The organism is Aquibaculum sediminis (assembly GCF_040712085.1).
Lineage (GTDB): Bacteria > Pseudomonadota > Alphaproteobacteria > Kiloniellales > DSM-21159 > Aquibaculum > Aquibaculum sediminis.
In genome coordinates, this window is sequence record NZ_JBFCVK010000006.1 from 127,932 (window position 1) to 150,015 (window position 22,084).

19 protein-coding genes and 1 tRNA gene are annotated in these 22,084 nt (G+C 66.1%); 8 read left to right on the forward strand and 12 right to left on the reverse strand.

Annotation, left to right across the window (positions count from 1 at the left end):
• Positions 1 to 37 precede the first annotated feature (37 nt).
• Positions 38 to 499, forward strand: a complete 462-nt coding sequence (locus ABZ720_RS11100; protein ID WP_366555592.1) for a PA2171 family ribosome-binding persister protein — start codon at positions 38 to 40, stop codon at positions 497 to 499.
• A gap of 40 nt (positions 500 to 539) precedes the next feature.
• Here the strand turns inward: ABZ720_RS11100 and cobT are convergent, their stop codons facing one another.
• The 9 genes from cobT to cmk form a co-directional block, all read right to left on the reverse strand.
• Positions 540 to 2,429 carry a cobaltochelatase subunit CobT gene (gene cobT, locus ABZ720_RS11105; RefSeq protein ID WP_366555593.1) on the reverse strand — a complete coding sequence of 630 codons (1,890 nt, stop codon included), beginning with the start codon at positions 2,427 to 2,429 and terminating at the stop codon, positions 540 to 542.
• Between the two features lie 48 nt (positions 2,430 to 2,477).
• Entirely contained in the window at positions 2,478 to 3,125 is a 648-nt protein-coding gene (locus ABZ720_RS11110) for a phosphoribosylanthranilate isomerase (protein WP_366555594.1), read from the reverse strand.
• Entirely contained in the window at positions 3,122 to 3,946 is an 825-nt protein-coding gene (locus ABZ720_RS11115; protein WP_366555595.1) for a hypothetical protein, read from the reverse strand. The genes ABZ720_RS11110 and ABZ720_RS11115 overlap by 4 nt, the downstream gene beginning before the upstream one ends.
• A 69-nt stretch (positions 3,947 to 4,015) precedes the next feature.
• Positions 4,016 to 4,753, reverse strand: coding sequence for an orotidine-5'-phosphate decarboxylase (gene pyrF, locus ABZ720_RS11120; protein WP_366555596.1), 738 nt, complete (start codon positions 4,751 to 4,753; stop codon positions 4,016 to 4,018).
• Entirely contained in the window at positions 4,753 to 5,694 is a 942-nt protein-coding gene (gene lhpI, locus ABZ720_RS11125; protein ID WP_366555597.1) for a bifunctional Delta(1)-pyrroline-2-carboxylate/Delta(1)-piperideine-2-carboxylate reductase, read from the reverse strand. The genes pyrF and lhpI overlap by 1 nt, the downstream gene beginning before the upstream one ends.
• Before the next feature lie 44 nt (positions 5,695 to 5,738).
• Positions 5,739 to 6,053, reverse strand: a complete 315-nt coding sequence (locus tag ABZ720_RS11130) for a lipopolysaccharide assembly protein LapA domain-containing protein (RefSeq protein ID WP_366555598.1) — start codon at positions 6,051 to 6,053, stop codon at positions 5,739 to 5,741.
• A 30-nt stretch (positions 6,054 to 6,083) separates the two neighbouring features.
• Complete coding sequence (ihfB, locus tag ABZ720_RS11135; protein WP_366555599.1) at positions 6,084 to 6,401, reverse strand: integration host factor subunit beta; 318 nt, start codon at positions 6,399 to 6,401, stop codon at positions 6,084 to 6,086.
• Positions 6,402 to 6,566: 165 nt separating this feature from the next.
• Positions 6,567 to 8,297, reverse strand: coding sequence for a 30S ribosomal protein S1 (gene rpsA, locus ABZ720_RS11140; protein ID WP_366555600.1), 1,731 nt, complete (start codon positions 8,295 to 8,297; stop codon positions 6,567 to 6,569).
• 81 nt (positions 8,298 to 8,378) lie between these two features.
• The gene (cmk, locus tag ABZ720_RS11145; protein WP_366555601.1) at positions 8,379 to 9,068 is read right to left on the reverse strand and encodes a (d)CMP kinase; all 690 of its coding nucleotides are present in this window, start codon (positions 9,066 to 9,068) and stop codon (positions 8,379 to 8,381) included.
• 251 nt (positions 9,069 to 9,319) lie between these two features.
• On the opposite strand from cmk, the gene ABZ720_RS11150 reads away from it, so the two are divergent.
• The 5 genes from ABZ720_RS11150 to ABZ720_RS11170 all read left to right on the forward strand — a co-directional run bounded on the left by ABZ720_RS11150 (position 9,320) and on the right by ABZ720_RS11170 (position 14,609).
• A complete protein-coding gene (locus ABZ720_RS11150) occupies positions 9,320 to 11,026 on the forward strand; it encodes a cation:proton antiporter (RefSeq protein ID WP_366555602.1) in 1,707 nt (568 codons plus the stop codon).
• 157 nt (positions 11,027 to 11,183) lie between these two features.
• A complete protein-coding gene (sdhC, locus tag ABZ720_RS11155) occupies positions 11,184 to 11,570 on the forward strand; it encodes a succinate dehydrogenase, cytochrome b556 subunit (RefSeq protein WP_366555603.1) in 387 nt (128 codons plus the stop codon).
• 11 nt (positions 11,571 to 11,581) lie between these two features.
• Positions 11,582 to 11,956: a succinate dehydrogenase, hydrophobic membrane anchor protein gene (gene sdhD / locus ABZ720_RS11160; RefSeq protein WP_366555604.1), complete on the forward strand. Its 375-nt coding sequence runs from the start codon at positions 11,582 to 11,584 to the stop codon at positions 11,954 to 11,956.
• Positions 11,957 to 12,010: 54 nt separating this feature from the next.
• Entirely contained in the window at positions 12,011 to 13,798 is a 1,788-nt protein-coding gene (gene sdhA, locus ABZ720_RS11165) for a succinate dehydrogenase flavoprotein subunit (protein ID WP_366555605.1), read from the forward strand.
• A gap of 31 nt (positions 13,799 to 13,829) precedes the next feature.
• Positions 13,830 to 14,609, forward strand: coding sequence for a succinate dehydrogenase iron-sulfur subunit (locus tag ABZ720_RS11170; RefSeq protein ID WP_366555606.1), 780 nt, complete (start codon positions 13,830 to 13,832; stop codon positions 14,607 to 14,609).
• Positions 14,610 to 14,724: 115 nt separating this feature from the next.
• Here the strand turns inward: ABZ720_RS11170 and ABZ720_RS11175 are convergent, their stop codons facing one another.
• Positions 14,725 to 19,593, reverse strand: a complete 4,869-nt coding sequence (locus ABZ720_RS11175) for an NAD-glutamate dehydrogenase (RefSeq protein ID WP_366555607.1) — start codon at positions 19,591 to 19,593, stop codon at positions 14,725 to 14,727.
• A 175-nt stretch (positions 19,594 to 19,768) separates the two neighbouring features.
• Between ABZ720_RS11175 and ABZ720_RS11180 the strand changes: the two genes are divergently transcribed.
• Entirely contained in the window at positions 19,769 to 20,197 is a 429-nt protein-coding gene (locus ABZ720_RS11180; protein WP_366555608.1) for an antitoxin Xre-like helix-turn-helix domain-containing protein, read from the forward strand.
• Entirely contained in the window at positions 20,194 to 20,718 is a 525-nt protein-coding gene (locus ABZ720_RS11185) for an RES family NAD+ phosphorylase (protein WP_366555609.1), read from the forward strand. The genes ABZ720_RS11180 and ABZ720_RS11185 overlap by 4 nt, the downstream gene beginning before the upstream one ends.
• A gap of 20 nt (positions 20,719 to 20,738) precedes the next feature.
• On the opposite strand, the gene ABZ720_RS11190 is transcribed toward ABZ720_RS11185, so the two are convergent.
• Together ABZ720_RS11190 and ABZ720_RS11195 are read right to left on the reverse strand one after the other, a co-directional pair.
• A tRNA-His gene (locus ABZ720_RS11190) sits at positions 20,739 to 20,815 on the reverse strand.
• A gap of 63 nt (positions 20,816 to 20,878) precedes the next feature.
• Complete coding sequence (locus ABZ720_RS11195) at positions 20,879 to 21,856, reverse strand: lysophospholipid acyltransferase family protein (protein WP_366555610.1); 978 nt, start codon at positions 21,854 to 21,856, stop codon at positions 20,879 to 20,881.
• Between the last annotated feature and the right edge of the window lie 228 nt (positions 21,857 to 22,084).

Consider the following 22,084-nt stretch of genomic DNA (forward strand, 5'->3'; position numbering starts at 1 on the left):
CTTCCCGCAGTGTTTCACACCAGCAGGGAGGCCCGACATGCCCAAGGACGCCATTGCGCTGCTCGAGGAAGATCACTCCAAGGTCCGCGATCTTCTTACCAAGCTGGCCAGCACCACCGAACGCGCCGAGAAGAGCCGTCAAGACCTCCTGGCTCAGATCGCAACTGAATTGAAGGTTCACACGGCGCTTGAGGAGGAAATCTTCTATCCGGCCTTCCGCGACGCCAACGGCAAGGAGCATCTCAAGCTCTACCACGAAGCGCTTGAGGAGCACCGGGCGGTCGAGGAAATGATCATACCGGACCTGCAGAAGACCGATCCGCAAAGCGTCCAGTTCTCCGGCCGGGCCAAGGTGCTCAAGGAACTGGTGGAGCACCATGTGGAAGAGGAAGAGGAGATGATGTTCAAGATGGCGCGCGAGAGCCTGAGCAAGGACGCGCTCCAGCAGCTGGGAGACAAGATGGCGACGCGGAAGAAGGCCCTGATGGGCAAGGCCTGAACCGGCCTCAGAACTCCGGACTCATCTCAAGCGAGCAGCTTCAGCGAGCGGCGGCCCGCGTGGTTCCTCCGCGCCGGGCCCCGCCGCGCCCTGCCATCTGGGCCCCCTCCTCGTCAAAGAGTTCGGCCAGCTTCTCCAGCATGGTGCCGCCGAGCTGCTCGGCATCGACGATGGTCACAGCCCGGCGATAGTAACGGGTGACATCGTGGCCGATGCCAATCGCGATCAGTTCCACCGGGCTGCGGGTCTCGATGTAATGAATCACCTCGCGGAGGTGGCGTTCCAGGTAATTGCCCGGATTGACCGACAAGGTGGAATCGTCGACCGGCGCACCGTCGGAAATCACCATCAGGATGCGACGCTGCTCGGCACGGGCCAACAGGCGGCTGTGCGCCCAGAGGATCGCCTCGCCGTCGATGTTCTCCTTCAGAATGCCTTCGCGCAGCATCAATCCGAGGTTCTTGCGCGCCCGGCGCCAGGGCATGTCGGCGTCCTTGTAGACGATATGCCGCAGGTCGTTGAGACGCCCCGGGAGCGGCGGCTTGCCGGCAGCGATCCAGCGCTCCCGACTGTGTCCACCCTTCCACATGCGTGTGGTGAAACCCAGAATCTCCACCTTCACGCCACAGCGCTCCAGGGTGCGCGCCAGTATATCCGCGCTCAGCGCCGCCACGGAGATCGGCCGGCCGCGCATTGAACCCGAGTTATCGATCAGCAGGGTGACGACCGTGTCGCGGAAGTCGGTATCCAACTCGCGCTTGAAGCTGAGCGCGTGGGTGGGATCGACCACGACCCGCGCCAGACGGGCGGTATCCAGGATCCCTTCCTCGATGTTGAACTCCCAGGCCCGGGTCTGCTTGGCCATCAGGCGGCGCTGCAGGCGATTGGCCAGGCGGGCCACCACGCCCTGGAGCGTGTTCAGCTGCTGGTCCAGCAGATGGCGCAGGCGCGCCAACTCTTCAGGATCGCACAGCTCAGCCGCAACCACCTCCTCGTCGAACTCTGTGAGATAGGCCCGGTAGCCGTCATTGGCCTTTTCGTTCTGGCCATCCCAGTTTGGTCGGCGGGCCTGGCTGCCCGGCTTGTCATCCCCTTCGGCGGCCATCATGTCGCCCTCGGGATCGACCTCACCACCGTCTTCCGCCTCGCCGGCCTCTTCGGCTTCCGCGCTCTCGCCCTCTTCGGAAGCGCTCGCCTCGGAGGAGTCCTGCTCGCCACTCTCGCCGCGGCTCTGCATGGAGTCGTCCGGCTGGTTCTCGCCCTCGCTCTCCTGCTCGTCCTCCAGGGGATCCTGGTCGTCGAGGCTGTCGAGAGCAAGATGCTGCAGCATGCGCCGGATGGCCTTGGCGTAGCCCTGCTGGTCCTCCGCCAGATCCGGCAGCTGGGCGAAGTCCTCCAGCGCCTGCGGGTCCAGGTGCGGCTTCCAGACCTCAACCAGGCGCTGGGCCTCCCGGGGCAGGGGCCGGCCGCTCAGCCGCTCGCGGGCCAGCAACCGCAGGGCCTCGCTCAGCGGGATCTCCTCATGGCTCTGCGCCCGATTGAGACCGCGGTTGCGCAGATTCTCCTGCAGTGCGGCATCGAGATTCGCCGCGCTTCCACCGAAGCGCCGCATGCCCAGGGCTTCGCAGCGGGCCTGTTCCACCGCATCGAAGATCTCGCGCGCCTCACCCGGTTGGGGCTGCTGCTCCGCATGCAGCCCGGCATCGTGGTGGCGCAGCTTGAAACCAAGCGAGTCGGCCGAGCCCCGCACCAGGGCCACTTCTTCCGCCGGCAGATCGCGCGCCGGCATCGGCAGACGCGCTTCCGTGCCGGACAAGCCATGGCCGCCGGGCGAAAAGGCCACGGTCAGGTCGTCCCGCTCCGCCAGGGCCCGCATGGTCGCCTCGGTGACGCGCTTGAAGCGTTCGATATCGGATTCGTGCTGGGTCATATAGAGCGAAACATAAGCGCTACGCCCCGAAGGGCCAATCCCCCCGCGCTAGACTTGCCGGGCTGCGGAAAGAAAGGCCGCTATGCGCGCGGGATCCTTGACACCCGGCCGGGCCTCCACCCCCGAAGACACGTCGACGGCTTCCGCTCCGGTGAGCGCCACGGCCTCGGCGAGATTGTCAGGGTCGAGGCCGCCGGAGAGCATCCAGGGCTTGGGCCAGCGCCGCCCGGCCAGCAGCCGCCAGTCGAAACTGAGCGCATTGCCGCCCGGCAGGGCATCCACCATCTCCTTGGGCGCCTTGGCATCGAAAAGGATGCGGTCGACCACCTCGGCATAGTCCGGGACCACCGCAAGGTCCTCGGCCCTGGCGATCTTGATCGCCTTCATCACCGGCAGGCCCCAGCGGGCGCGGATCTCGGCCACGCGGCGCGGCGTTTCGCTGCCGTGCAGCTGCAGCATATCGAGATCGACCCGGCCGAGCGTGGCGTCCAGCAGGGCATCGTCGGGGTCGACGAAGAGGCCGACCCGCTCCACCCGGCCTGCCGCTTCCGCGGCCAGGACGGCAGCCTGCTCGGGCGTCAGCGAACGCGGGGAGCGCGGAAAGAAGACGAAGCCGACCCAGCGCGCCCTGCCCTGCACGGCAGCCTGCAACGCCTCGGGGTCCCTGATGCCGCAGATCTTGCAGTCAACCGTCATGCCTGCATCCTCATGAGCGGCTGTTGCCCGCCCGGCCGCTGCCAGCCGGTACGCTTGGCAAAGGCCACCGCGAGCACGGTGGACGCCAGCGCGACCGAGAGATAGTTGGCCGCCGTGCCGACGGCCGCACGCGGGATCACGAGATTGGTGGCAAGTTGAAGCTGCAACAGCAGCAGGTCGATCAGGGCAATCGCCAGATCCACAGGAAGCACGATGACCACGAACAGTCCGAACAGGGGCGCCAGGGCACCGCGTGATTCGCGCCAAGCGCGCTTGTAGCCGTAGCCACGGCCAAGCGCTGCCGCCGGCAGGGTGAAGCTGAGCCCGAGCGTGGTGATGGCGGCCACGATCAGTGGCCCCAGGATCCAGGGCCCGGGTTGCGGCCCATCCGGCCCCAAACCGCCGCCCATAGACCCGAAGATGAAGCTCGCCGGCAGGGTCACCAGCATGGCGATGGCCATCACACCCAGGCCACGCAGCGCCAGACGCCCATCTGCCGGCCGCCAGTTGGGCAGTGGACGCGCCAGTTCCGGCCCCGGTCCCAACAGCAGCAGCCGAAAGACCGAGCCCGCGAACCAGACCAGAAGATAGAGCTTGGCCCCGACGACGAAGAAGTGAAAGCCGGCTCCCAGGGAGAAATAGAGCGCAACAGCGGTCAGCCCGAAGGCGATCGACACCGGCAGCAGGGCGAGCCGCGCCATCGCGCCGGCATTGAGATACAGCAGGGCGAAGATTTCACGTATCGTCTCACGCAAGGACAGGGCAGCCAGGGGGCGCGCGTCCGGCAAGCGGGAAAAATCCGGTTCATTCTCGCTCGTCACGGCCACCCTCTTTCGCTTTCCTGAGCTTGATCTAGTGGTCGGCACGCCGGGGAGCAAGCAGACTCGGCCTCACGCGATCTGCGCGGCGGCGATTTCCGTAGCGATGCGTCGCGCTGCTTCGGCAGGATCGGGCGCAGCGGTGATTGGCCGGCCGATCACCAGGCGGTCAGCTCCCGCCGCCACGGCCTCGGCCGGCGTCATGATCCGCTTCTGATCGCCGGCCGCCGCCCAGTCCGGGCGGATCCCTGGCACCACCAGCTTGAAGTCCGGCCCACAGGCAGCCCGCAGTGCCGCGATCTCCCGCGGCGAACAGACCACGCCGTCCAGCCCGCAATCCTGTGCCAATCGGGCCAGGCGCACCACCTGATCCGCCACCGGGCCACTTTGGCCAACAGCGGCCAGGTCCGCATCGTCCAGGCTGGTGAGCACCGTGACGGCGATCAGCCAGGGGCGAGGCTTGCCGTGGTCCTGCGCGGCGCGCTCGACCGCCTCGGCGGCGGCACGCAGCATGGCCGGCCCGCCGCAGGCATGGACATTGACGATGGCCGGTTCTTGCGGCGCGAGGGCGCGCAGGGCCGCAGCCACGGTGTTCGGGATGTCGTGGTACTTCACATCAAGGAAGAGCGGCGCCGCGCCAACCACTTCACGCGCCGCTTTGGGTCCTTGTGCCGCCAGGAACTCCTTGCCCAGCTTGAAACCGCCCACCAGCCCGGAAAGCTGCTCTACGAGATCCTGGGCACGGGCGTAGTCCGGAGTGTCCAGGCCAACGAAGACCCGCTCCATGCCCGGCGGACAGGACTGGGTCATCACCCGTCCGTCCGCTCCACCACCAACTGCGCGGCAGCGAAGTCTTCCACCGCCGTGCCGACGGACTTGAAGAGCGTGATCGCCTCGGCGCTGCTGCGTCCCGCATGGCGCCCGGCGGTCATGTCCAGCAGATCGGCCACGACATCGTTTGCGGTCATCACGCCATCGGTCAGGGGCTGGACGATGTCGCCGCCTTCCTTCAGGCAGCCGGCGCGCGTGTCCACATAGACCTCGGCGCGCCGAACGGCCTCGTCGTCGCTTTCGCGCATTCCCGGGGTGAAGGCGCCCACCAGATCCAGGTGCTGGCCCGGCCGCAGCCAGGCGCCCTTGACCAGGGGTTCCGTCGACAGGGTGGCGCAGGAGATGACATCGGCCTCCGGCACCGCAGCCTCCAGCGACTCAACGGCCGTGACATCGATTCCCGGCAGGTCGACCGACGCGGCCACCGCACGGGCCTTCTCAGGATTGCGCCCCCAGACGGAGACCGAACGGATCGGCCGCACGGCGGCATGGGCTTCGATCAGGTGGGTCGAGAGGGCTCCCGTGCCCACCATCAGGAGCCGCTCGCTGTCCGGCCGGGCAAGGTAGTCTGCCGCCAGGGCCGAGGCCGCTGCCGTGCGCCGGAGGGTCAGCATGGGGCCGTCGATCAGGGCCAGGGGCGCACCGGTTCGCCCGTCATTGAGCAGATACACCCCAAGGATCGCGGGCAGAGAGCGACTCGAATTGCCAGGCGTGACGGTGACGATCTTGATGCCGACATAACGCTCACCCTGCCAGGCCGGCATGAGCAGCAGAGTGGCATCCGGCTCCTCGGCCCGCGCCATGGTGTGATGGTGGCGCACCGGCACTTCGATGTCGCTGCGGAACGCCTCCCGCAGCGCCTCCACCAGCGAAGGGAAATCCAGGGCCTTGTGGGTTTCCTCGGCGGAGAAATTACGCATGGGGCACCGTTACGCTTAACCGTTGCAGGACAGGGCGGATCGAATCAGTGGCTGGTGCTCGCCGGCAGGGCCGGCTGGCCGCGGCTGCGGCGGAGCGTTTCCACTTCGTGCTCCAGACGCCGCAGACGCTCACGCTCGTCGCGCTGCGCACGCCGCTTGCGTCCGGCCGCAAGCCAGCTCGCGATGCCGCCCAGCACGAAGCCGACGAATATCGCCAGCAGCACCACGAGGAACAGCGGTGCCTGCAGCGCGATCTCGAACGGCCAGAGTTGCACGTCCACGGGCTGCCGGTTGACGATCGCGAAGATCACCGCAATCACCAACAAAGGAATGGTAATAATCCAGCTCAACCGTCGCACGGTTCGGCGCCCTTCCTCTTGGTGAGTGTCCTAGCCACCGTTCAGCCGCTCACGGAGCTGCTTGCCGGTCTTGAAGTAGGGAACGGCCTTGGCATCGACGTCAACCGTGTCGCCTGTGCGGGGGTTCCGTCCGGTCCGCGCGTCCCGCTGCTTGGTGGAGAAGGCGCCGAAACCGCGCAGTTCCACGCGATCGCCCTGCTCCAATGCGCTGCCGATTTCATCGAAGATGGTGTTCACGATGCGCGCAACATCGCGCTGATAGAGATGCGGATTGCGCTCGGCAATACGCTGGATCAGCTCGGACTTCGTCATGCCGTGTTCCCGACAAGGCCCTGCCGCGTTCGACAAGGATGGCAATGACGGGCCGGAGGAGTCCCGGCCCGATGTGCGAAGCCTTAGCCTGCCAGAGGCCCGCTAAGCGGTCAACGATGCCTTTCAGAACAAGAAGATACAAGAAAGGCGCCGATCCGAAGATCGGCGCCCTCTTGTCATGTCAGAAGCCTGACGAGGCGCTCAGCTCTCGGCCGAGTCGTCGGTCTTCTGCTCCTGGCGCTGCTTGGCGATGGCCGCCCCCAGGATGTCGCCCAGGCTGGCACCCGACTCCGTGGAGCCGTATTCGGCCATGGCCTGCTTCTCTTCCTGGATCTGCAGCTGCTTGATCGACAGGGTGATGCGGCGGGTCTTGCGATCGACCGCGGTCACCTTGGCATCGAGCTTCTCACCGGTTGCATAGCGGTCCGGACGCTGCTCGCTGCGCTCCTTGGACAGCTCCGCCTTGCGGATGAAGCCCGTGGCGCCGTCGGCCAGTTCGACCTCGATGCCGTTGTCCTGAACCTCACGCACGGTGCAGGTGACCACATCGCCCTTCTTGATGCCGTCGGCAGCCGCTTCGAAGGGATCGGACTCGAGCTGCTTGATGCCCAGGCTGATCCGCTCCTTCTCGACGTCGACTTCGAGGAGCTTCACCTTCACGACCATGCCCTTGGCATAGTCCTGCACGGCTTCCTCACCCGAACGCTCCCAATCGAGGTCGGAGAGGTGGACCATGCCGTCGATCTCGCCGGGCAGGCCAACGAAGAGACCGAACTCGGTGATGTTCTTGACCTCGCCCTCGAGCACGGAGCCCTGCGGGAACTTCTCCACAAGGTCTTCCCAGGGGTTCGCCATGGTCTGCTTGAGGCCGAGCGAGATGCGACGCTTCTCCTCGTCCACATCCAGCACCATGACCTCGACCTGCTGGGAGGTGGAGACGATCTTGCCCGGATGGACGTTCTTCTTCGTCCAGCTCATCTCGGACACGTGCACCAGACCCTCGATGCCCGGCTCCAGCTCCACGAAGGCGCCGTAGTCGGTGATGTTGGTCACGCGGCCCAGGAACTTGGCGCCGACCGGATACTTGGCGGCCACACCCTCCCAGGGATCGGCCTCCAGCTGCTTCATGCCGAGGCTGATGCGCTGGGTCTCCGGGTTGAAGCGGATGATCTGCACCTGCACCTGCTGACCGATGGACAGGGCCTCGGTCGGGTGGTTGATGCGACGCCAGGAGATGTCGGTGACGTGCAGCAGGCCGTCGACGCCACCCAGGTCCACGAAGGCACCGTAATCGGTGATGTTCTTCACCACGCCGGTGAGGATCTGGCCTTCCTTCAGGTTGGCGATCAGCTCGCTGCGCTGCTCGGCACGATCCTCCTCGAGCACGGCGCGGCGGGACACCACGATGTTGCCGCGCGAGCGGTCCATCTTGAGGATCTGGAAGGGCTGCGGCGTGTGCATCAGCGGCGTGACGTCGCGCACCGGGCGGATGTCGACCTGGCTGCCCGGCAGGAAGGCGACGGCGCCCGAGAGATCGACAGTGAAACCGCCCTTGACCCGGCCGAAGATCTGGCCGGTCACACGGCGGCTCTCGCCAAAGGCCTTCTCGAGCTGGTTCCAGGCTTCCTCGCGGCGAGCCTTCTCGCGGCTCAGCATCGCTTCGCCGTTCTTGTCTTCCATGCGCTCCAGGAAGACCTCGATGAAATCGCCGGCCTTCAGCTCGGCATCTTCCCCGGCCTTGGAAAACTCGCGCAGCGGGATGCGGCCTTCGGACTTCAGTCCGACGTCGACGACGACGGCATCGTTGTCGATGGCGACGACGCGCCCGCGCAGGACGTTGCCTTCAAGGCCGTCCTCGGTGCCCAGGCTCTCTTCGAGCAGGGCGGCAAAAGATTCTTTCATTTGCGGCTGGGCCGCAGTCTCGGTGGTCATTCAGTCTGTCCTTTCAAACACTCGGTTTCGGGCCTGCCGGTTGTCTCCGGCGGTCTTCCCGGATGTGGCCCGGGCTTATCCTTAGTTCGGTTCGCTTGGCACCGGTTTGCCGATGGCGGCAAGCGAACGCCCCGTCTTTTCGGCAATGATCTCCAAGGCAGCCTGAAAGACTGCCTCGGCGCTCAGGTCGGTGGTGTCCAAGGTGACGGCATCGTCTGCCGCACGCAAAGGCGCGACGTCGCGATCCCGATCCCGGGCGTCGCGCGCCTGCATCTCGGCCTGAACCTCGGCGTATATAACCTTCTCCCCGCGCGCGAGCAACTCTTCATAGCGCCGCCGCGCCCTGGCCTCGATGCTGGCGGTGACGAAGAGCTTCACGCTCGCATCGGGGCAGACCACGGTGCCGATGTCACGGCCGTCAATCACGGCTCCGGCGTGCTCGCCTGGCGGATTGCCCGCAAAACGGCGCTGGAAATCCAACAGAGCAGTGCGCACGGCCGGATGAGCGGAAACGCAGGAAGCCGCGGCACCAGCGGCCTCGCTGCGCAGATCCTCCCGGTCCAGGTCGGCTGGGTCCAATTGCGCAGCGATGGCGGCCGCCTGCTCGGGATCGGCCGGATCGCCGCCGGCTTCGAGCAGCCGGGCTGCCACGGCGCGATAGATGCTGCCGGTGTCGAGGTAGGCCAGGTCGAGCGCAACGGCGAGACGCCGGGACAGCGTGCCCTTGCCTGCAGCGGCCGGTCCGTCGACGGCTATGACGAGGTGTGACATGGGCGCGGTGGATAGCGCCTGGCGCGAAAGAGTGCAACGCCGCTCGATTCGGGTTCGGGCCAGGTTTCCGGTCGCAATGGTGCATGACGCCAAGAAACGGGCACGAGGCGCCTGTTCGAGGCGCTTTGATATCGGTCATGCAAACAACCAGTCCCTCATGTAGCTTTTATCTCGGCTGAGCTTTCAATGCCTGGCATGAAAGCGCCAATGGGGCAGACTCGGTAAGCATCGATCGCAGCGGGGGCATCGACTTGGAGCACGAAATCGCATCGGTTTTCATCGAGGTGGCCGGCCTGCTCGCCTTGGCGGCGGTGGTCGGCTTTGCAGCCCTGCTGCTGCGGCAACCCCTGATCGTCGCCTTCATCGCTGCCGGGATCATCGCCGGACCTGACGTGCTCGGCCTCGCCCAGTCGGCCGACCACATCGAACTGCTGGCCGAGATCGGCGTGGCGCTGCTGCTCTTTCTTGTCGGTCTCAAGCTGGACGTCGGTCTGGTGCGCACCCTTGGCGCCGTCGCCGTCGCCACCGGACTGGGCCAGGTGGCCTTCACGGCAGGCATCGGATTCCTGATCTGTCTGGCCCTGGGCATGGATTGGGTGACCAGCACCTACGTCGCCGTGGCCCTCACCTTCTCCAGCACAATCATCGTCGTGAAGCTGCTGTCCGACAAACGCGAAATCGATTCCCTGCACGGGCGAATCGCGCTTGGTTTCCTCATCGTCCAGGACATCGCCGTGGTGCTGGCGATGGTGATCCTCTCGGCTGTCGGCGTCGGGGCTGCAGCCGGCGACGGCGGAGGCCTGGCCCTGCTGCGGGTGCTGCTCGGCGGTGTGGCGATGGTCGCCGGAGTCGTGCTCTTCATCTACTATGGCGCCGACCCGCTGCTGCGCCGCCTGGCCCGCAGTCCGGAACTGCTGGTGACCTTCGCCATCGCCTGGGCTGTGGTGCTGGCCGCCGTGGGGGACTTGCTGGGTTTCGGCAAGGAGTTGGGCGGCCTTCTGGCCGGCGTCAGTCTCGCCTCCTCCCCCTTTCGCGAGGCCATCGCTGCGCGCCTGTCCAGCCTGCGCGACTTCCTGCTGCTCTTCTTCTTCGTCGGCCTGGGCGCGCGACTGGATCTGGGCATGCTGGGCAACGAACTGCCGGCTGCCCTCATACTCTCCCTCTTCGTCCTGATCGGTAATCCGCTGATCGTGCTCGCCATCATGGGCTACATGGGCTACCGGCGGCGCACCGGCCTGCTGGCAGGCTTGACCGTGGCCCAGATCAGCGAGTTCTCCCTGATCTTCATGGCCATGGGGCTGGCCCTCGGCCATGTCGGCCCCTCGGCCATGGGGCTTGTGACTCTGGTCGGCCTCGTGACCATCACACTCTCGACCTACATGATCGTGCACAGCCAGCGGCTCTATTCCCTCGTCGAGCCCATGATCAAACCCTTCGAGCGACGCCATCCCTTCCGCGAGGACGCGGCCGAGGCGGTCCAGGGCCCCACCAACTTCGACACCATCCTCTTCGGCCTCGGCCGCTACGGTCGCGGCATCGCGCGCGGCCTGCACGATCGCGGTCAGACCGTGCTCGGAGTCGACTTCGATCCCGAGGCCCTGCGGCGCTGGACCGCCCGCGGCCTGCCCGGCACCTACGGCGATGCCGGAGATCCGGAGTTTCCCGCCAGCTTGCGCCTTGAAGGCGTTTCGTGGATCGTGCTGGCGACACCGCCCCATCGCGTGCCGCCGGGGCAGAGCGACCCGCGCCTGGCCATGATGCAGGCCTTTCGCGAAGCCGGCTTCAGGGGCAGGTTTGCCCTACCCAGCACCGATCTCCTCGATGCCCGCACCCTCTACAAGGCCGGTGCCGACCTGGTTCTGAACCCCTTCCACGATGCCTCGATTCGGGCGGTGGAAAGGATCGCCGGCGAACTGGGCGAAGAGGACGAGCCCTGGGAGCAGGAAGCCCGCTCATGATTGCGTGTATTCATGCCGCACGCGGGTGCTCGGCGACGCGCGATGGCAGGAAAAGCTTGGAAAAGGTCGTTTCGTTGACTTGAATGCCGCAGCGCACTAAACCAACGCACCAAGGGCCGGGCAGCCAAAGGCCCGAACAGACGAGGGGATCGAGCCAATGTCCGCTGATCGGCGGCCGCTATCGCCGCACCTGCAAATCTATCGACCGCAGCTCACCTCGACGCTCTCCATTCTGCACCGCCTGACCGGCATCGCGCTGGCTGTCGGCACCCTGCTCCTGGTCTACTGGCTGGCCGCGGCCGCCGCCGGACCGGATGCCTTCCACGGGGCGCAGAGCTTCATGGGCTCCTGGCTGGGCGTGCTGCTGCTGTTCGGCTGGTCGGTGGCGCTCTTCTACCACCTCTGCAATGGCATTCGGCACCTCTTCTGGGATGCCGGATACGGCTTCGAACTGCCTCAGGCCTATACCTCCGGCTGGGCCGTGCTGATCGGCACCGGCACGCTGACGGTGCTGGCCTGGGTCATCGGCCTGATCGTGATGTGAGGAGCGACCCCATGAGCCTCAGAACGCCCCTCGCCCGCGTCCGTCACCTCGGCTCCGCCAAGGACGGCACCCATCACTGGTGGTTGCAGCGCGTGACCGCGCTGGCCCTCGTGCCCCTGCTGTTGTGGTTCGTCATTTCAGTGATCGGCATGCTGGGCGCGGATCACCGCAGCATGGTCGACTGGGTGAGCAACCCGGTCACGGCCGCATTGCTGATCCTTCTGATCATCGCCACCTTCTACCATGCCGTGCTTGGCCTGCAGGTGGTCATCGAGGACTACATCCATGACCGGGTGGCCCGCATGGCGGTGCTGCTGCTGGTGCAGGGGCTGGGTTTCCTGCTCACCACTGTCGGCGTCATCTCGGTTCTGTCGCTGCTGTTCTAGCGTTTTGCATCCGACCCACCCGTCGGCCCCACGATAACACGAAGGCACGATCTCATGCCGGAAGCCTATACCAAGATCGACCACACTTATGACGTTGTCGTCGTCGGCGCCGGCGGCGCCGGACTGCGCGCCACGCTCGAACTGGCCCGCTCCGGCCTGAAGACCGCCTGCATCTCCAAGGTCTTCCCGACGCGCAGCCACACCGTGGCCGCCCAGGGCGGCATCTCCGCGGCGCTCGCGAACATGGGCGAGGACGACTGGCGCTGGCACATGTACGACACCGTCAAGGGCTCCGACTGGCTGGGTGACCAGGATGCCATCGAGTACATGACCAAGGAGGCGATTCCCGCCATCATCGAGCTGGAGCACTTCGGGGTGCCCTTCAGCCGTACCCAGGACGGCAAGATCTATCAGCGCCCCTTCGGCGGCATGACGACGGAGTTCGGCAAGGGCACGGCCCAGCGCACCTGCGCGGCCGCCGACCGCACCGGTCACGCCATGCTGCACACGCTCTATCAGCAGTCCCTGCGCAACAACGCCGAGTTCTTCATCGAGTACTTCGCCCTCGATCTGATGATGGAGGATGGCGAGTGCCGGGGCGTCGTCGCCTGGAATCTGGACGACGGCACCATCCACCGCTTCCGCGCCCACAAAACCATCCTGGCCACCGGCGGCTACGGCCGGGCCTACTTCTCCTGCACCTCGGCCCACACTTGCACCGGCGACGGCGGCGGCATGGTGGCCCGCGCTGGCCTGCCGCTGCAGGACATGGAGTTCGTGCAGTTCCACCCCACCGGCATCTACGGTGCCGGCTGCCTGATCACCGAGGGCTCGCGCGGCGAAGGCGGCTATCTCACCAATTCCGAGGGCGAGCGCTTCATGGAGCGCTATGCGCCCAACGCCAAGGACCTGGCCAGCCGCGACGTGGTCAGCCGCTCCATGACCATCGAGATCAACGAGGGCCGCGGTGTGGGTCCCGAGAAGGACCACATCCACCTGCATCTCGAGCACCTCGACCCGAAGATCCTGCACGAGCGGCTGCCGGGCATCTCCGAAACCGCGCGCATTTTTGCCGGTGTGGACGTGACCAAGGAGCCGATCCCCGTCATCCCCACCTGCCACTACAACATGGGCGGCATCCCCACCAATGTGCACGGCGAGGTGCTGACCGTGATGGACGGCAAGAAGGATGCGGTGGTGCCGGGATTGCTGGCCGCCGGTGAGGCCGCCTGCGTCTCGGTGCACGGCGCCAACCGCCTTGGCTCGAACTCTCTGCTCGATCTGGTCGTCTTCGGCCGTGCGGCCGGCAAGCGCTGCGCCGAAACCCTCAAACTCGGCGAAAGCCACCGTGCGCTGCCGGACAATGCCGATGAGCGTGCGCTGGAGCGTCTGGACCGCTTGCGCCACGCCAAGGGCGACACGCCGACGGCCCGCCAGCGCCTGGCCATGCAGCGGGTGATGCAGAGCCACGCCGCGGTCTTCCGCACCGGCGAGAGCCTGGCCGAAGGCAAGCGCAAGCTGGCCGAAGTCTGGGCCATGAAGGCCGACCTCTCGGTCAGTGACCGCTCGATGATCTGGAACTCCGATCTGGTGGAAACCCTGGAGTACGACAATCTCAGCTACCAGGCCGCGGCCACCCTGGAAGCGGCCGCCGCACGCGAGGAAAGCCGCGGCGCCCATGCACGCGAGGACTTTCCCAATCGCGACGACGACAACTGGATGAAACACTCGGTCGCCTGGGTCGACGATGCCGGCTCGGTGACGCTGGGGTCGCGTGCGGTCATGCTGCAACCCCTAACCAACGAGGTTCAGGCGTTCCCCCCGCAGGTACGCTCCTACTGATTAGCGAGACCCAGGAAAGGCGCGAAGTCCGATGGTCGCTTTAACGCTGCCCGCCAATTCGAAGATCACCGACGGAAAGTCCTGGCCCGCCCCCTCCGGGGCCAAGCGGACCAAGACCTACAAGATCTATCGTTGGGACCCCGATTCCGGCGCAACGCCCCGCGTCGATAGCTATCAGATCGATCTCGACGACTGCGGACCGATGGTTCTGGACGCGCTGATCAAGATCAAGAACGAGATCGATCCGACGCTGACATTCCGCCGCTCCTGCCGCGAGGGTGTCTGCGGCTCCTGCGCCATGAACATCGACGGGACCAACACGCTGGCCTGCACGAAGAACATGGACGATGTGGAAGGCGAGGTGAAGGTCTACCCCCTGCCGCACCAGCCCGTGGTCAAGGATCTGGTGCCCGACCTGAACCAGGCCTATGCCCAGCTTGCCTCCATCGAGCCCTGGCTGAAGACCACGACTCCGGCACCGGAGCGCGAGCGCCTGCAGAGCCCGGAAGAACGCGCCCAGCTGGACGGCCTGTGGGAGTGCATCCTCTGCTTCTGCTGCACCACCGCGTGTCCCAGCTACTGGTGGAACGGCGACCGCTACTTGGGTCCCGCCGTGCTGCTGCAGGCCTATCGCTGGATCGCGGACACCCGCGACGAATTCACCGGCGAGCGCCTGGACCAGCTGGAAGACCCCTTCCGGCTCTACCGCTGCCACACCATCATGAACTGCACCAAGACCTGCCCCAAGGGCCTCAACCCGGCCAAGGCCATCGCCGAGATCAAGAAGCTGATGGTCGAGCGGAAGACCTGATAGGGCTGTCTGGTCACAGAGCGGCGTGCACGTTTAGGCGGCATCCCCCCAACCGGGATGCCGCCTTTTCATTTCCTGAAATTCGGTTGCGCTTCGGGGCCTCCCGTGGGGACTCTCAGCTCGACTCCGTCAGCGTCTTGAGCTGGCGGTTGGCGACGGTGAGCATTGCCAGGTTCGGCGCGGCCATGGCCTGGAGTTCGCCGATCAACTGATCGCTGCGCGCTGCCACCAGCGCACGCGGCTCCAGCCATTCGGCCATCCTGTCCTCGTAATCGCCCGTCCTGGCAAGAACGGCCGCCGAGATCCGGGCCTGGGACTCGTAGAGGTCGTCGATCAGCGCCGTGATCGCCAGGCGGTTCCAGGCCAGGTCTCGCGGCAGCTGCGCCGCGGCTTCGCGCAGCCAGTCGAAGCCGAAGCGCGTCCCCACCCGGAAGTAGGCCGCTGCCACCACATCCAGTTCCCGGCCGCACTCGTTCGCCAGGCGGACCACGTCGGCCGCCGTGGCAACCTGGGCCACCATGGCAACCCGCGTGGCCAGCGGTTCGGGAACACCCTGCTCGCTGAAGCCCGCTGCTTCACTCTCCAGCAGATGCCGTCGATGATCCGCCAGCAAGCCCGGCAGCGATTCGCTCAGGCGCGTCAGACCGGCGGCATAGCGCTCCACGCAACTCTGGATATCGGCCACCTGGAAAGGTGAGCGCAACAACCAGGAGGTCAGGTGCTCGGTCGCCCGGCCGCAAGTCAGCAGCATGGCAATCTGCGCGCGCGCCGGCACCCGGTTGTCCAGGGCCTCGATATCGTGCCAAAGCGCCGGCAGGTTCAGCAGATCGCGGGTCGCCACAAAGGCCCGCGCCACGGCCGATGACGGCAGACCGGTCTTCTCCCGCGCCTCATGGATGAACGTGATGCCCAGGCGGTTGACCAGTTCGTTGCTCACCTGGGTGGCCACCAGCTCACGGCGCAGGCGATGGCGGCGGATGTCCGAAGCGAAATCCTGTTGCAGGGGCTCCGGGAAGTAGGCGAAGAGATCGCGCTCCAGCCAGGGATCGTCCGGCATGTCGGAGGCGAGAAGCTGCTGATAGAGATCTAGCTTGGCATAGGCGAGCAGCACGGCGATCTCGGGCCGGGTCAGTCCGACGCCATTGCCGACACGCTCGGCCAGGGTCTCCTCGTCCGGCAGGAACTCCAGCGCGCGATTGAGCTGGCCCGCGCGCTCCAGTGCCCGCATGAAGCGGCCCAATCGGTCCAGCAGACGGGTGCCCAGCATATTGGTCACCGAGATGGTTTGGCTCTGCAGGTAGTTGTCGCGCAGCACCAGTGCCGCTACCTCGTCGGTCATCCGCTCCAGCAAGGCATCCCGGCGCTTGCGCGCCAGCCGGCCGCGCTTGGCGGCCGCGCCCAGCAGCACCTTGATGTTCACCTCGTGGTCGGAGCAGTCGACGCCGGCCGAGTTGTCGATGGCATCGGTGTTGAGCCGCCCGCCGGCCAGCGCGTACTCGATACGACCGCGCTGGGTCATGCCGAGGTTGGCCCCCTCGCCGATGACGCGGGTCCGCAGCTCGCTGCCATTCACCCGGATAGAGTCGTTCGCGCGGTCGCCCACCTCCGGATGGCTTTCGTCGCGTGCCTTCACATAGGTCCCGATTCCGCCGAACCAGAGCAGGTCGACTTCGGCCTTCAGCATCGCGCTGATCAGCTGGTTCGGCGTTACGCTGTCTGCCTCCAGGCCGAAGCAGCGCCGCATTTCCTGGGACACCGGGACTGACTTGGCCTTGCGGTCAAAAACGCCGCCGCCCTTGGAGATCAGCTTGGCCTCGTAGTCCGTCCAGGCACTGCGCGGCAGCTCGAAGAGCCGCTTGCGTTCTTCCCAGGAGGCGGCCGGATCGGGATCGGGGTCGACGAAGATGTGCAGATGATTGAAGGCCCCAACCAGCTTGATGTGCCGGGACAGCAGCATGCCGTTGCCGAAGACGTCACCCGACATGTCGCCACAGCCGACGACAGTGAAATCCTCCGACTGGATATCGCGTCCGAGTTCGCGGAAATGCCGTTTGACCGACTCCCAGGCACCGCGCGCGGTGATGCCCATGTCCTTGTGGTCGTAGCCGGCCGAGCCGCCCGAGGCGAAGGCATCGTCGAGCCAGAAGCCATAGTCGACCGCCACCCCGTTTGCGATGTCCGAGAAGGTGGCCGTGCCCTTGTCGGCCGCCACAACCATGTAGGGATCGTCATCGTCGTAGCGCACGACCCGCTCGGGCGGCACCACGCGGTCGCCGTCGAGGTTGTCCGTCACATCCAGCAAGGCACGGATGAAGGCCTTGTAGGCCTCGATCCCTTCCGCCATCCAGGCATCGCGGCCGGCTTCGGGCGGCGGCAGACGCTTGGCGACGAAACCGCCCTTGGCGCCCACGGGCACGATGACGGCATTCTTCACCTGCTGCGCCTTGACCAGGCCAAGCACCTCGGTGCGGAAATCTTCCTTGCGGTCAGACCATCGCAGGCCACCACGGGCCACCGAACCGAAACGCAGGTGGACGCCCTCCACCCGAGGGGAGTAGACAAAAACCTCCCGATAGGGCCGCGGCGCCGGCAGTTCCTCGACCGCCCCGGCATCCAGCTTGAAGGCAATGGTCGGCTTCGCGCTGCCATCCTCCGCCTGCTGGAAGTAGTTGGTGCGCAGGGTGGAGAGAACCAGGTTGAGGTAGCGCCGGATAATGCGGTCCTCGTCCAGGTTGGCCACGTCCTCCAGGCCGGCCTCGATCGCATCGACCAGTCGTCCCTGCGCCGCCGCGCCACCGCCCTCCTCCTGCCGCTGCGGGTCGAAGCGCTGCATGAAGAGTTCCGCCAGCTTGCGGGTCAGATCGGGATTGGCCGCCAGCGTCGATTCCATATAGGCCTGACTGAAGGGGATCTGGGCCTGGCGCAGGAATTTGCAGTAAGCGCGCAGGATCTGGATCTCCCGCGCCCGCAGGCCGGCCGCCAGCACCAGACGGTTGAAGCCGTCGTTCTCCATCCGGTCGAACCAGACGTGCGAGAAAACCTCATGGAAGGCATCGCGCACTGCTTCGAGATCGGCCTCTCCGGCGGGGCGCTCAAGATCGAAGTCGTGGATCCAGAACTCTTCCTCGCCGTCGCCTGGCCGCACCGCATAGGGTACCTCCCCCAGCACGCGCAGCCCCATGTTCTCCAGCATCGGCAGCATGTCCGAAAGCGCGAGCTGGCGGCCGCGGATATAGACCTTGAAGCGCAGTACGGTATGCGGTGCGGCCTGCGGCCGATAGAGGTCCACCTCCAGTTCGCTGCCTTCGATAAGGCGTTCGATCTTGGCGATATCGGCGACGGCATCGCTTTCCTGGAAGTCCTCCTGGTAGCTGGCCGGAAAGGCCCGCTGCCAGTGGGCGAAGCGGCGCAATCCCTGCTCTTCACCATGTACACGCACCAGGCCCTGCTCCAGCAGGTCGACCCATGAGCGCGCCACTTCGGCCAGTTCGCCCTCCAGGGCCTCCACATCGACCTTGGGCACCCGGCCTCGTTCCGTGCGGACGATGAGGTGCAGGCGCGCCAGCGGCGACTCACCGATCTGGGTGCCGAAGCTTTCCACACGCCCGGCATAGGCTTCAGCCACCTTGGCCTGGAGCTTCAAGCGCAGGTTGGTGTCAAAGCGGTCGCGCGGCACGAAGATCATGGCGGACACGAAGCGCTCGAAGGGGTCCCGCCGCACGAACAGCGCGGTGCGCTGACGTTCCTGCAGATGCAGGATGCCCTCGGCGATCTGGTGCAGCTCCACCGCATCAATCTGGAACAACTCGTCACGCGGGTAGGTCTCCAGGATGTGCAGCAGCGCCTTGCCGTTGTGACTGCCGGGCACAAAGCCGGCAGCGGCGATGGTGTCATCCACCTTGCGCCGCAGCAGCGGGATTTGCCGCGGGCTGCGGCTGTAGGCCGTGGAGGTGAAGAGGCCGACGAACACGCGCTCGCCGATCACGCGACCAGCCCGGTCGAAGCGCTTGACCGCAATGGTGTCCATGGGGACGGGCCTATGCACCGTGGCACGGCGGTTGGCCTTGGTGATGCGCACGAGCTGGGGCGACTTGACCCAGGCTCGCACATCCGAAGGAAGCTTTCCCAGGCTGCGCAGGCCAGCAAAAATCGAGTAGTCCGGGTCGCGCAGAATGCCCAGGCCGCTCTCGGCGTCGATGTCGGCCACAGCCTCGGCGCCCTTGCCGCGGAAGGCATACTCGCGATAGCCGAGGTAGGTGAAGTGGTCGTCGTCCAGCCACTCCAGGAAGTCGATGCCCTCGATGATCTCCTCGCGCGGCAGACTCGGCGGATCGCGCTCGAGTTCGCGCAGCAGTTCACGGCAGCGCTGGCGCATCAGGCGCCAGTCCTCGACGGCATTGCGCACGTCAGCGAGTACGGCTTCCAGGCCGGCGGCGATCTCGGCATGGCGCTCGCGCGGCTGCTCGCTGATCAGCAGCAGCATATGGGATTCCGGCCGGCCATCCGCGTCCGGATCGGTCGCTTCGGCCAGGGCGTCCAGCCGGCCCTCCGCGTCACGGCGCACCAGCAGGATGGGATGCACCACCAGGAAGACCTCGGCCCCAAGCCGATTCAGTTCGGCGGAGACCGAGTCCACCAGGAAGGGCATGTCGTTGTTGACGATGGCAACCGCGCTGTGCGCGCTGCTCCAGCCTTCCTGCTCCGGGGTGGGATCATAGACCTTGATCTTGGCCTGGCTCGCTTCGTCGCGCTGGCGGGCGAAGCGGAAGAGATCCAACGCCATGCCGGCCAGGGTCTCAGGCGTCTCATGCCGGACATCCTCGGGCGGCGCATCGGCCAGGAAGGCGCGCGCGAAGACCTCCAGGGCTGGGCAGTTATCAGCAGCGCCGCGGCTCAGCACCGCTTCCAGCGCCGTCTCCACCAGTTCATTGCCCTGCTTGCGCGCCCGCTTTGCCATGTCCTCCCCCATTTCTTGAGCCGGCATGCTTCTGCCTTGGGCACAACGCCTCGAAGGCAGCCTAGTGCCTTGAGTCGGTGGTGGGAAGGGATGGCTTCGCGGCGCGATTGCCAAAGGCCGAAGCGCCAAACGCCGGGGCGCGCCGTCTTGCCGCCCGTCTCAAATGAGACTATATTCCTTCTCACTTGAGAAGGAGGCACCTATGCTGACGATGGCGCGTGTAGCGGATGTACTCGGCTTGCCTGACAAACTCGTGCCAGACTCTCCAATGGCGCTCATGGCCCGGATTGAAGATGGGCTGCCGCTCGCCGCGCTTGACCGCGTTGCCGCAATGGTCGCCCCGGGAGACACCCAGTTCAAGTATCGCTTGGTGCCGCGCGCAACCTATGAGCGCCGCAAGGGCAAGAAGGTCCTTTCTGCCGAGGAGGGGACGCGGCTAACGCGTGTCGCCCGCGTATGGGGCCAGGCCGTGGATGTGTGGGGGACTCAGGCGGAAGCACGGGATTTCCTGTTCCGTCCCCATGCCATGCTGGAGAACGAGCGGCCGATCGACGTGGTCATCCAAAGTGAGTTCGGCGCGGAAATGGTGTCCGACATCCTGCGTGGGCTGAAGTACGGCAGCGCTGCGTGAAGACGCAGGTTCTCGACCGGACCCTGACCTGCTATCGGATCGGGGGTCCGATTAGCACCTATCCGATTTTCGATGCAACGGGCTCAACGCTGGCACCGGGCCGGTGGAACACACCCGGCTGTCCGGTCATCTACAGTTCCGAGCACTACTCGACCGCGCTGCTTGAAAAGCTGGTTTACGGCAGCGGGAGACTGCCGCCAAACCAGCACTACATCGAGATCACGATTCCGCGCGGCCTCTCGTACGAGGTCTTCTCACCCCCGTCGTTGCCGGGCTGGGACAGCATGCCCGCCACGGTCAGCAAGGAATTCGGCGAGGCATGGTGCAAAGAGCGTCGCAGTTCGATCCTCATCGTGCCGAGCGTGGTCGCGAGGCTCGACAACAATGTGCTGATCAATCCGGCTCATCCGGAGTTTCACGCGATCACCGCCAGCCTGCACCGACCCGTCTCCTGGGACAGCCGCCTGTTCGGCAGTCAGGGACCAACGCCGCCCACACCGCTTGGTGAGAACGCTCACTAGAAATTGGATTTTTGGGAGAATGGGGTGGCTGATGGGATTTGAACCCACGGCCTCCAGGACCACAACCTGGCGCTCTAACCAACTGAGCTACAGCCACCACAAGGATCGAGCGCACCTGCTCGTTCAGTGGCGCACCATGTACTCCGCGCGTTCCCGCGGGTCAAGCGCCTCTATCGGGCGCCTCTGGCAGCGGGATGTCCTTGGGAAAACGCCGCTTGGTGCAGAGCCAATCGGCGGGGCGCAGGCGAATCCAGGCAGCGAAACGCGCGTTGATCTGTTCCGTCATCTCTCGAGCGCGCACCTGTGCCGAAGCTGCGGGATCGCGGGGCTGAATGGGCCTGTCCACGGTGACGCGAAAGCGCGCTGGCGCCAGCCGCTCGACTCGGACCGGGATCAATTCCGCCTTGGCCATGAGAGCAAGTCGGGCCGGCGCCGTGCTGGTCATGGCGGGCACGTCGAAGAACGGAATTGCCTCACCCTCGTCGCTGCGCAGGTCCACCAGCAGGCCCAAGCTCTCCCCCCGGCGCATTGCCTGCAGCAAGGCACGCACGCCCCCCTGCTTGCCGACGAAGGCGATGCCCGGGCTGCGGCGCAGCCACTGCAGCAGGGAATCGGTCAGCGGATTGCCCTGGGGCGTGTAGATCACGGCTGCCTTGCCGCCCAGCTGCACCAGCAGGCGGGGCAGCAGCTCCCAGTTTCCCAGGTGAGCAGTGACGAACACGAAGGCCTCGCCCTCAGCCAGGCGGTCCGGGATATCCTCCGCCCCTTCGGCCGTACAGAGTTCCACGGCCGGCGGGCGGCGCTCTAAATCGGCGAGCCGGCCCAGGTGCGGCATTTCCGCAAGCACGGCGCCCAGCGTGCGCCAGCTTCCTCGCGCGGCTGCCTCTCTCTCGCCCGACGTTCCCTCCGGCAGAGCGAAGGCCAGGTTGCGATTTACATGGCGATGCTTGGCCAAGCGCGGCCCGATCCATCCGGCCAGCGCCGCCCCGAAGGACGACGCGCGCTTCGGCGGCAGCAGCGCCGCGAGCGCCAGAAACAGCAGGAGAACCAGCGCTTCCAGGCTTTGCAGCAGGAGTCGCAGCGGGGCGAGGCGCGCGGCCAATCGCTGTGCCTTCTTGCCGAAGAGCTCTCCTGCCACGCCTTCCGTCCTTTCAGCCCGTCAATCCTTGTTACAGGCTCGCATCCCGCAAACTCGCGAAAGCTATGGCCCCCGCCGGCGCCAGGCAAGAGCGTGCAACGCCGGCGGACTTTCCGGTCGCCGGTGCGCCTTGTCCCTTTGCGGCGGGCTCACTAGCTTCCAGCCTGCCGCGTCATGGGATGCGCCGTCGCGGCGTGATGCCACCCTGATACAGTTCAATGAGGCAGA

Bases quoted from the DNA above. Each gene is read 5' to 3' on its own strand.
- ABZ720_RS11100 (WP_366555592.1), top strand. From the start codon at position 38: ATGCCCAAGGACGCCATTGCGCTGCTCGAGGAAGATCACTCCAAGGTC.
- cobT (WP_366555593.1), bottom strand. From the start codon at position 2,429: ATGACCCAGCACGAATCCGATATCGAACGCTTCAAGCGCGTCACCGAG.
- ABZ720_RS11110 (WP_366555594.1), bottom strand. From the start codon at position 3,125: ATGACGGTTGACTGCAAGATCTGCGGCATCAGGGACCCCGAGGCGTTG.
- pyrF (WP_366555596.1), bottom strand. From the start codon at position 4,753: ATGACCCAGTCCTGTCCGCCGGGCATGGAGCGGGTCTTCGTTGGCCTG.
- lhpI (WP_366555597.1), bottom strand. From the start codon at position 5,694: ATGCGTAATTTCTCCGCCGAGGAAACCCACAAGGCCCTGGATTTCCCT.
- rpsA (WP_366555600.1), bottom strand. From the start codon at position 8,297: ATGACCACCGAGACTGCGGCCCAGCCGCAAATGAAAGAATCTTTTGCC.
- cmk (WP_366555601.1), bottom strand. From the start codon at position 9,068: ATGTCACACCTCGTCATAGCCGTCGACGGACCGGCCGCTGCAGGCAAG.
- sdhC (WP_366555603.1), top strand. From the start codon at position 11,184: ATGTCCGCTGATCGGCGGCCGCTATCGCCGCACCTGCAAATCTATCGA.
- sdhD (WP_366555604.1), top strand. From the start codon at position 11,582: ATGAGCCTCAGAACGCCCCTCGCCCGCGTCCGTCACCTCGGCTCCGCC.
- sdhA (WP_366555605.1), top strand. From the start codon at position 12,011: ATGCCGGAAGCCTATACCAAGATCGACCACACTTATGACGTTGTCGTC.
- ABZ720_RS11170 (WP_366555606.1), top strand. From the start codon at position 13,830: ATGGTCGCTTTAACGCTGCCCGCCAATTCGAAGATCACCGACGGAAAG.
- ABZ720_RS11175 (WP_366555607.1), bottom strand. From the start codon at position 19,593: ATGCCGGCTCAAGAAATGGGGGAGGACATGGCAAAGCGGGCGCGCAAG.
- ABZ720_RS11180 (WP_366555608.1), top strand. From the start codon at position 19,769: ATGCTGACGATGGCGCGTGTAGCGGATGTACTCGGCTTGCCTGACAAA.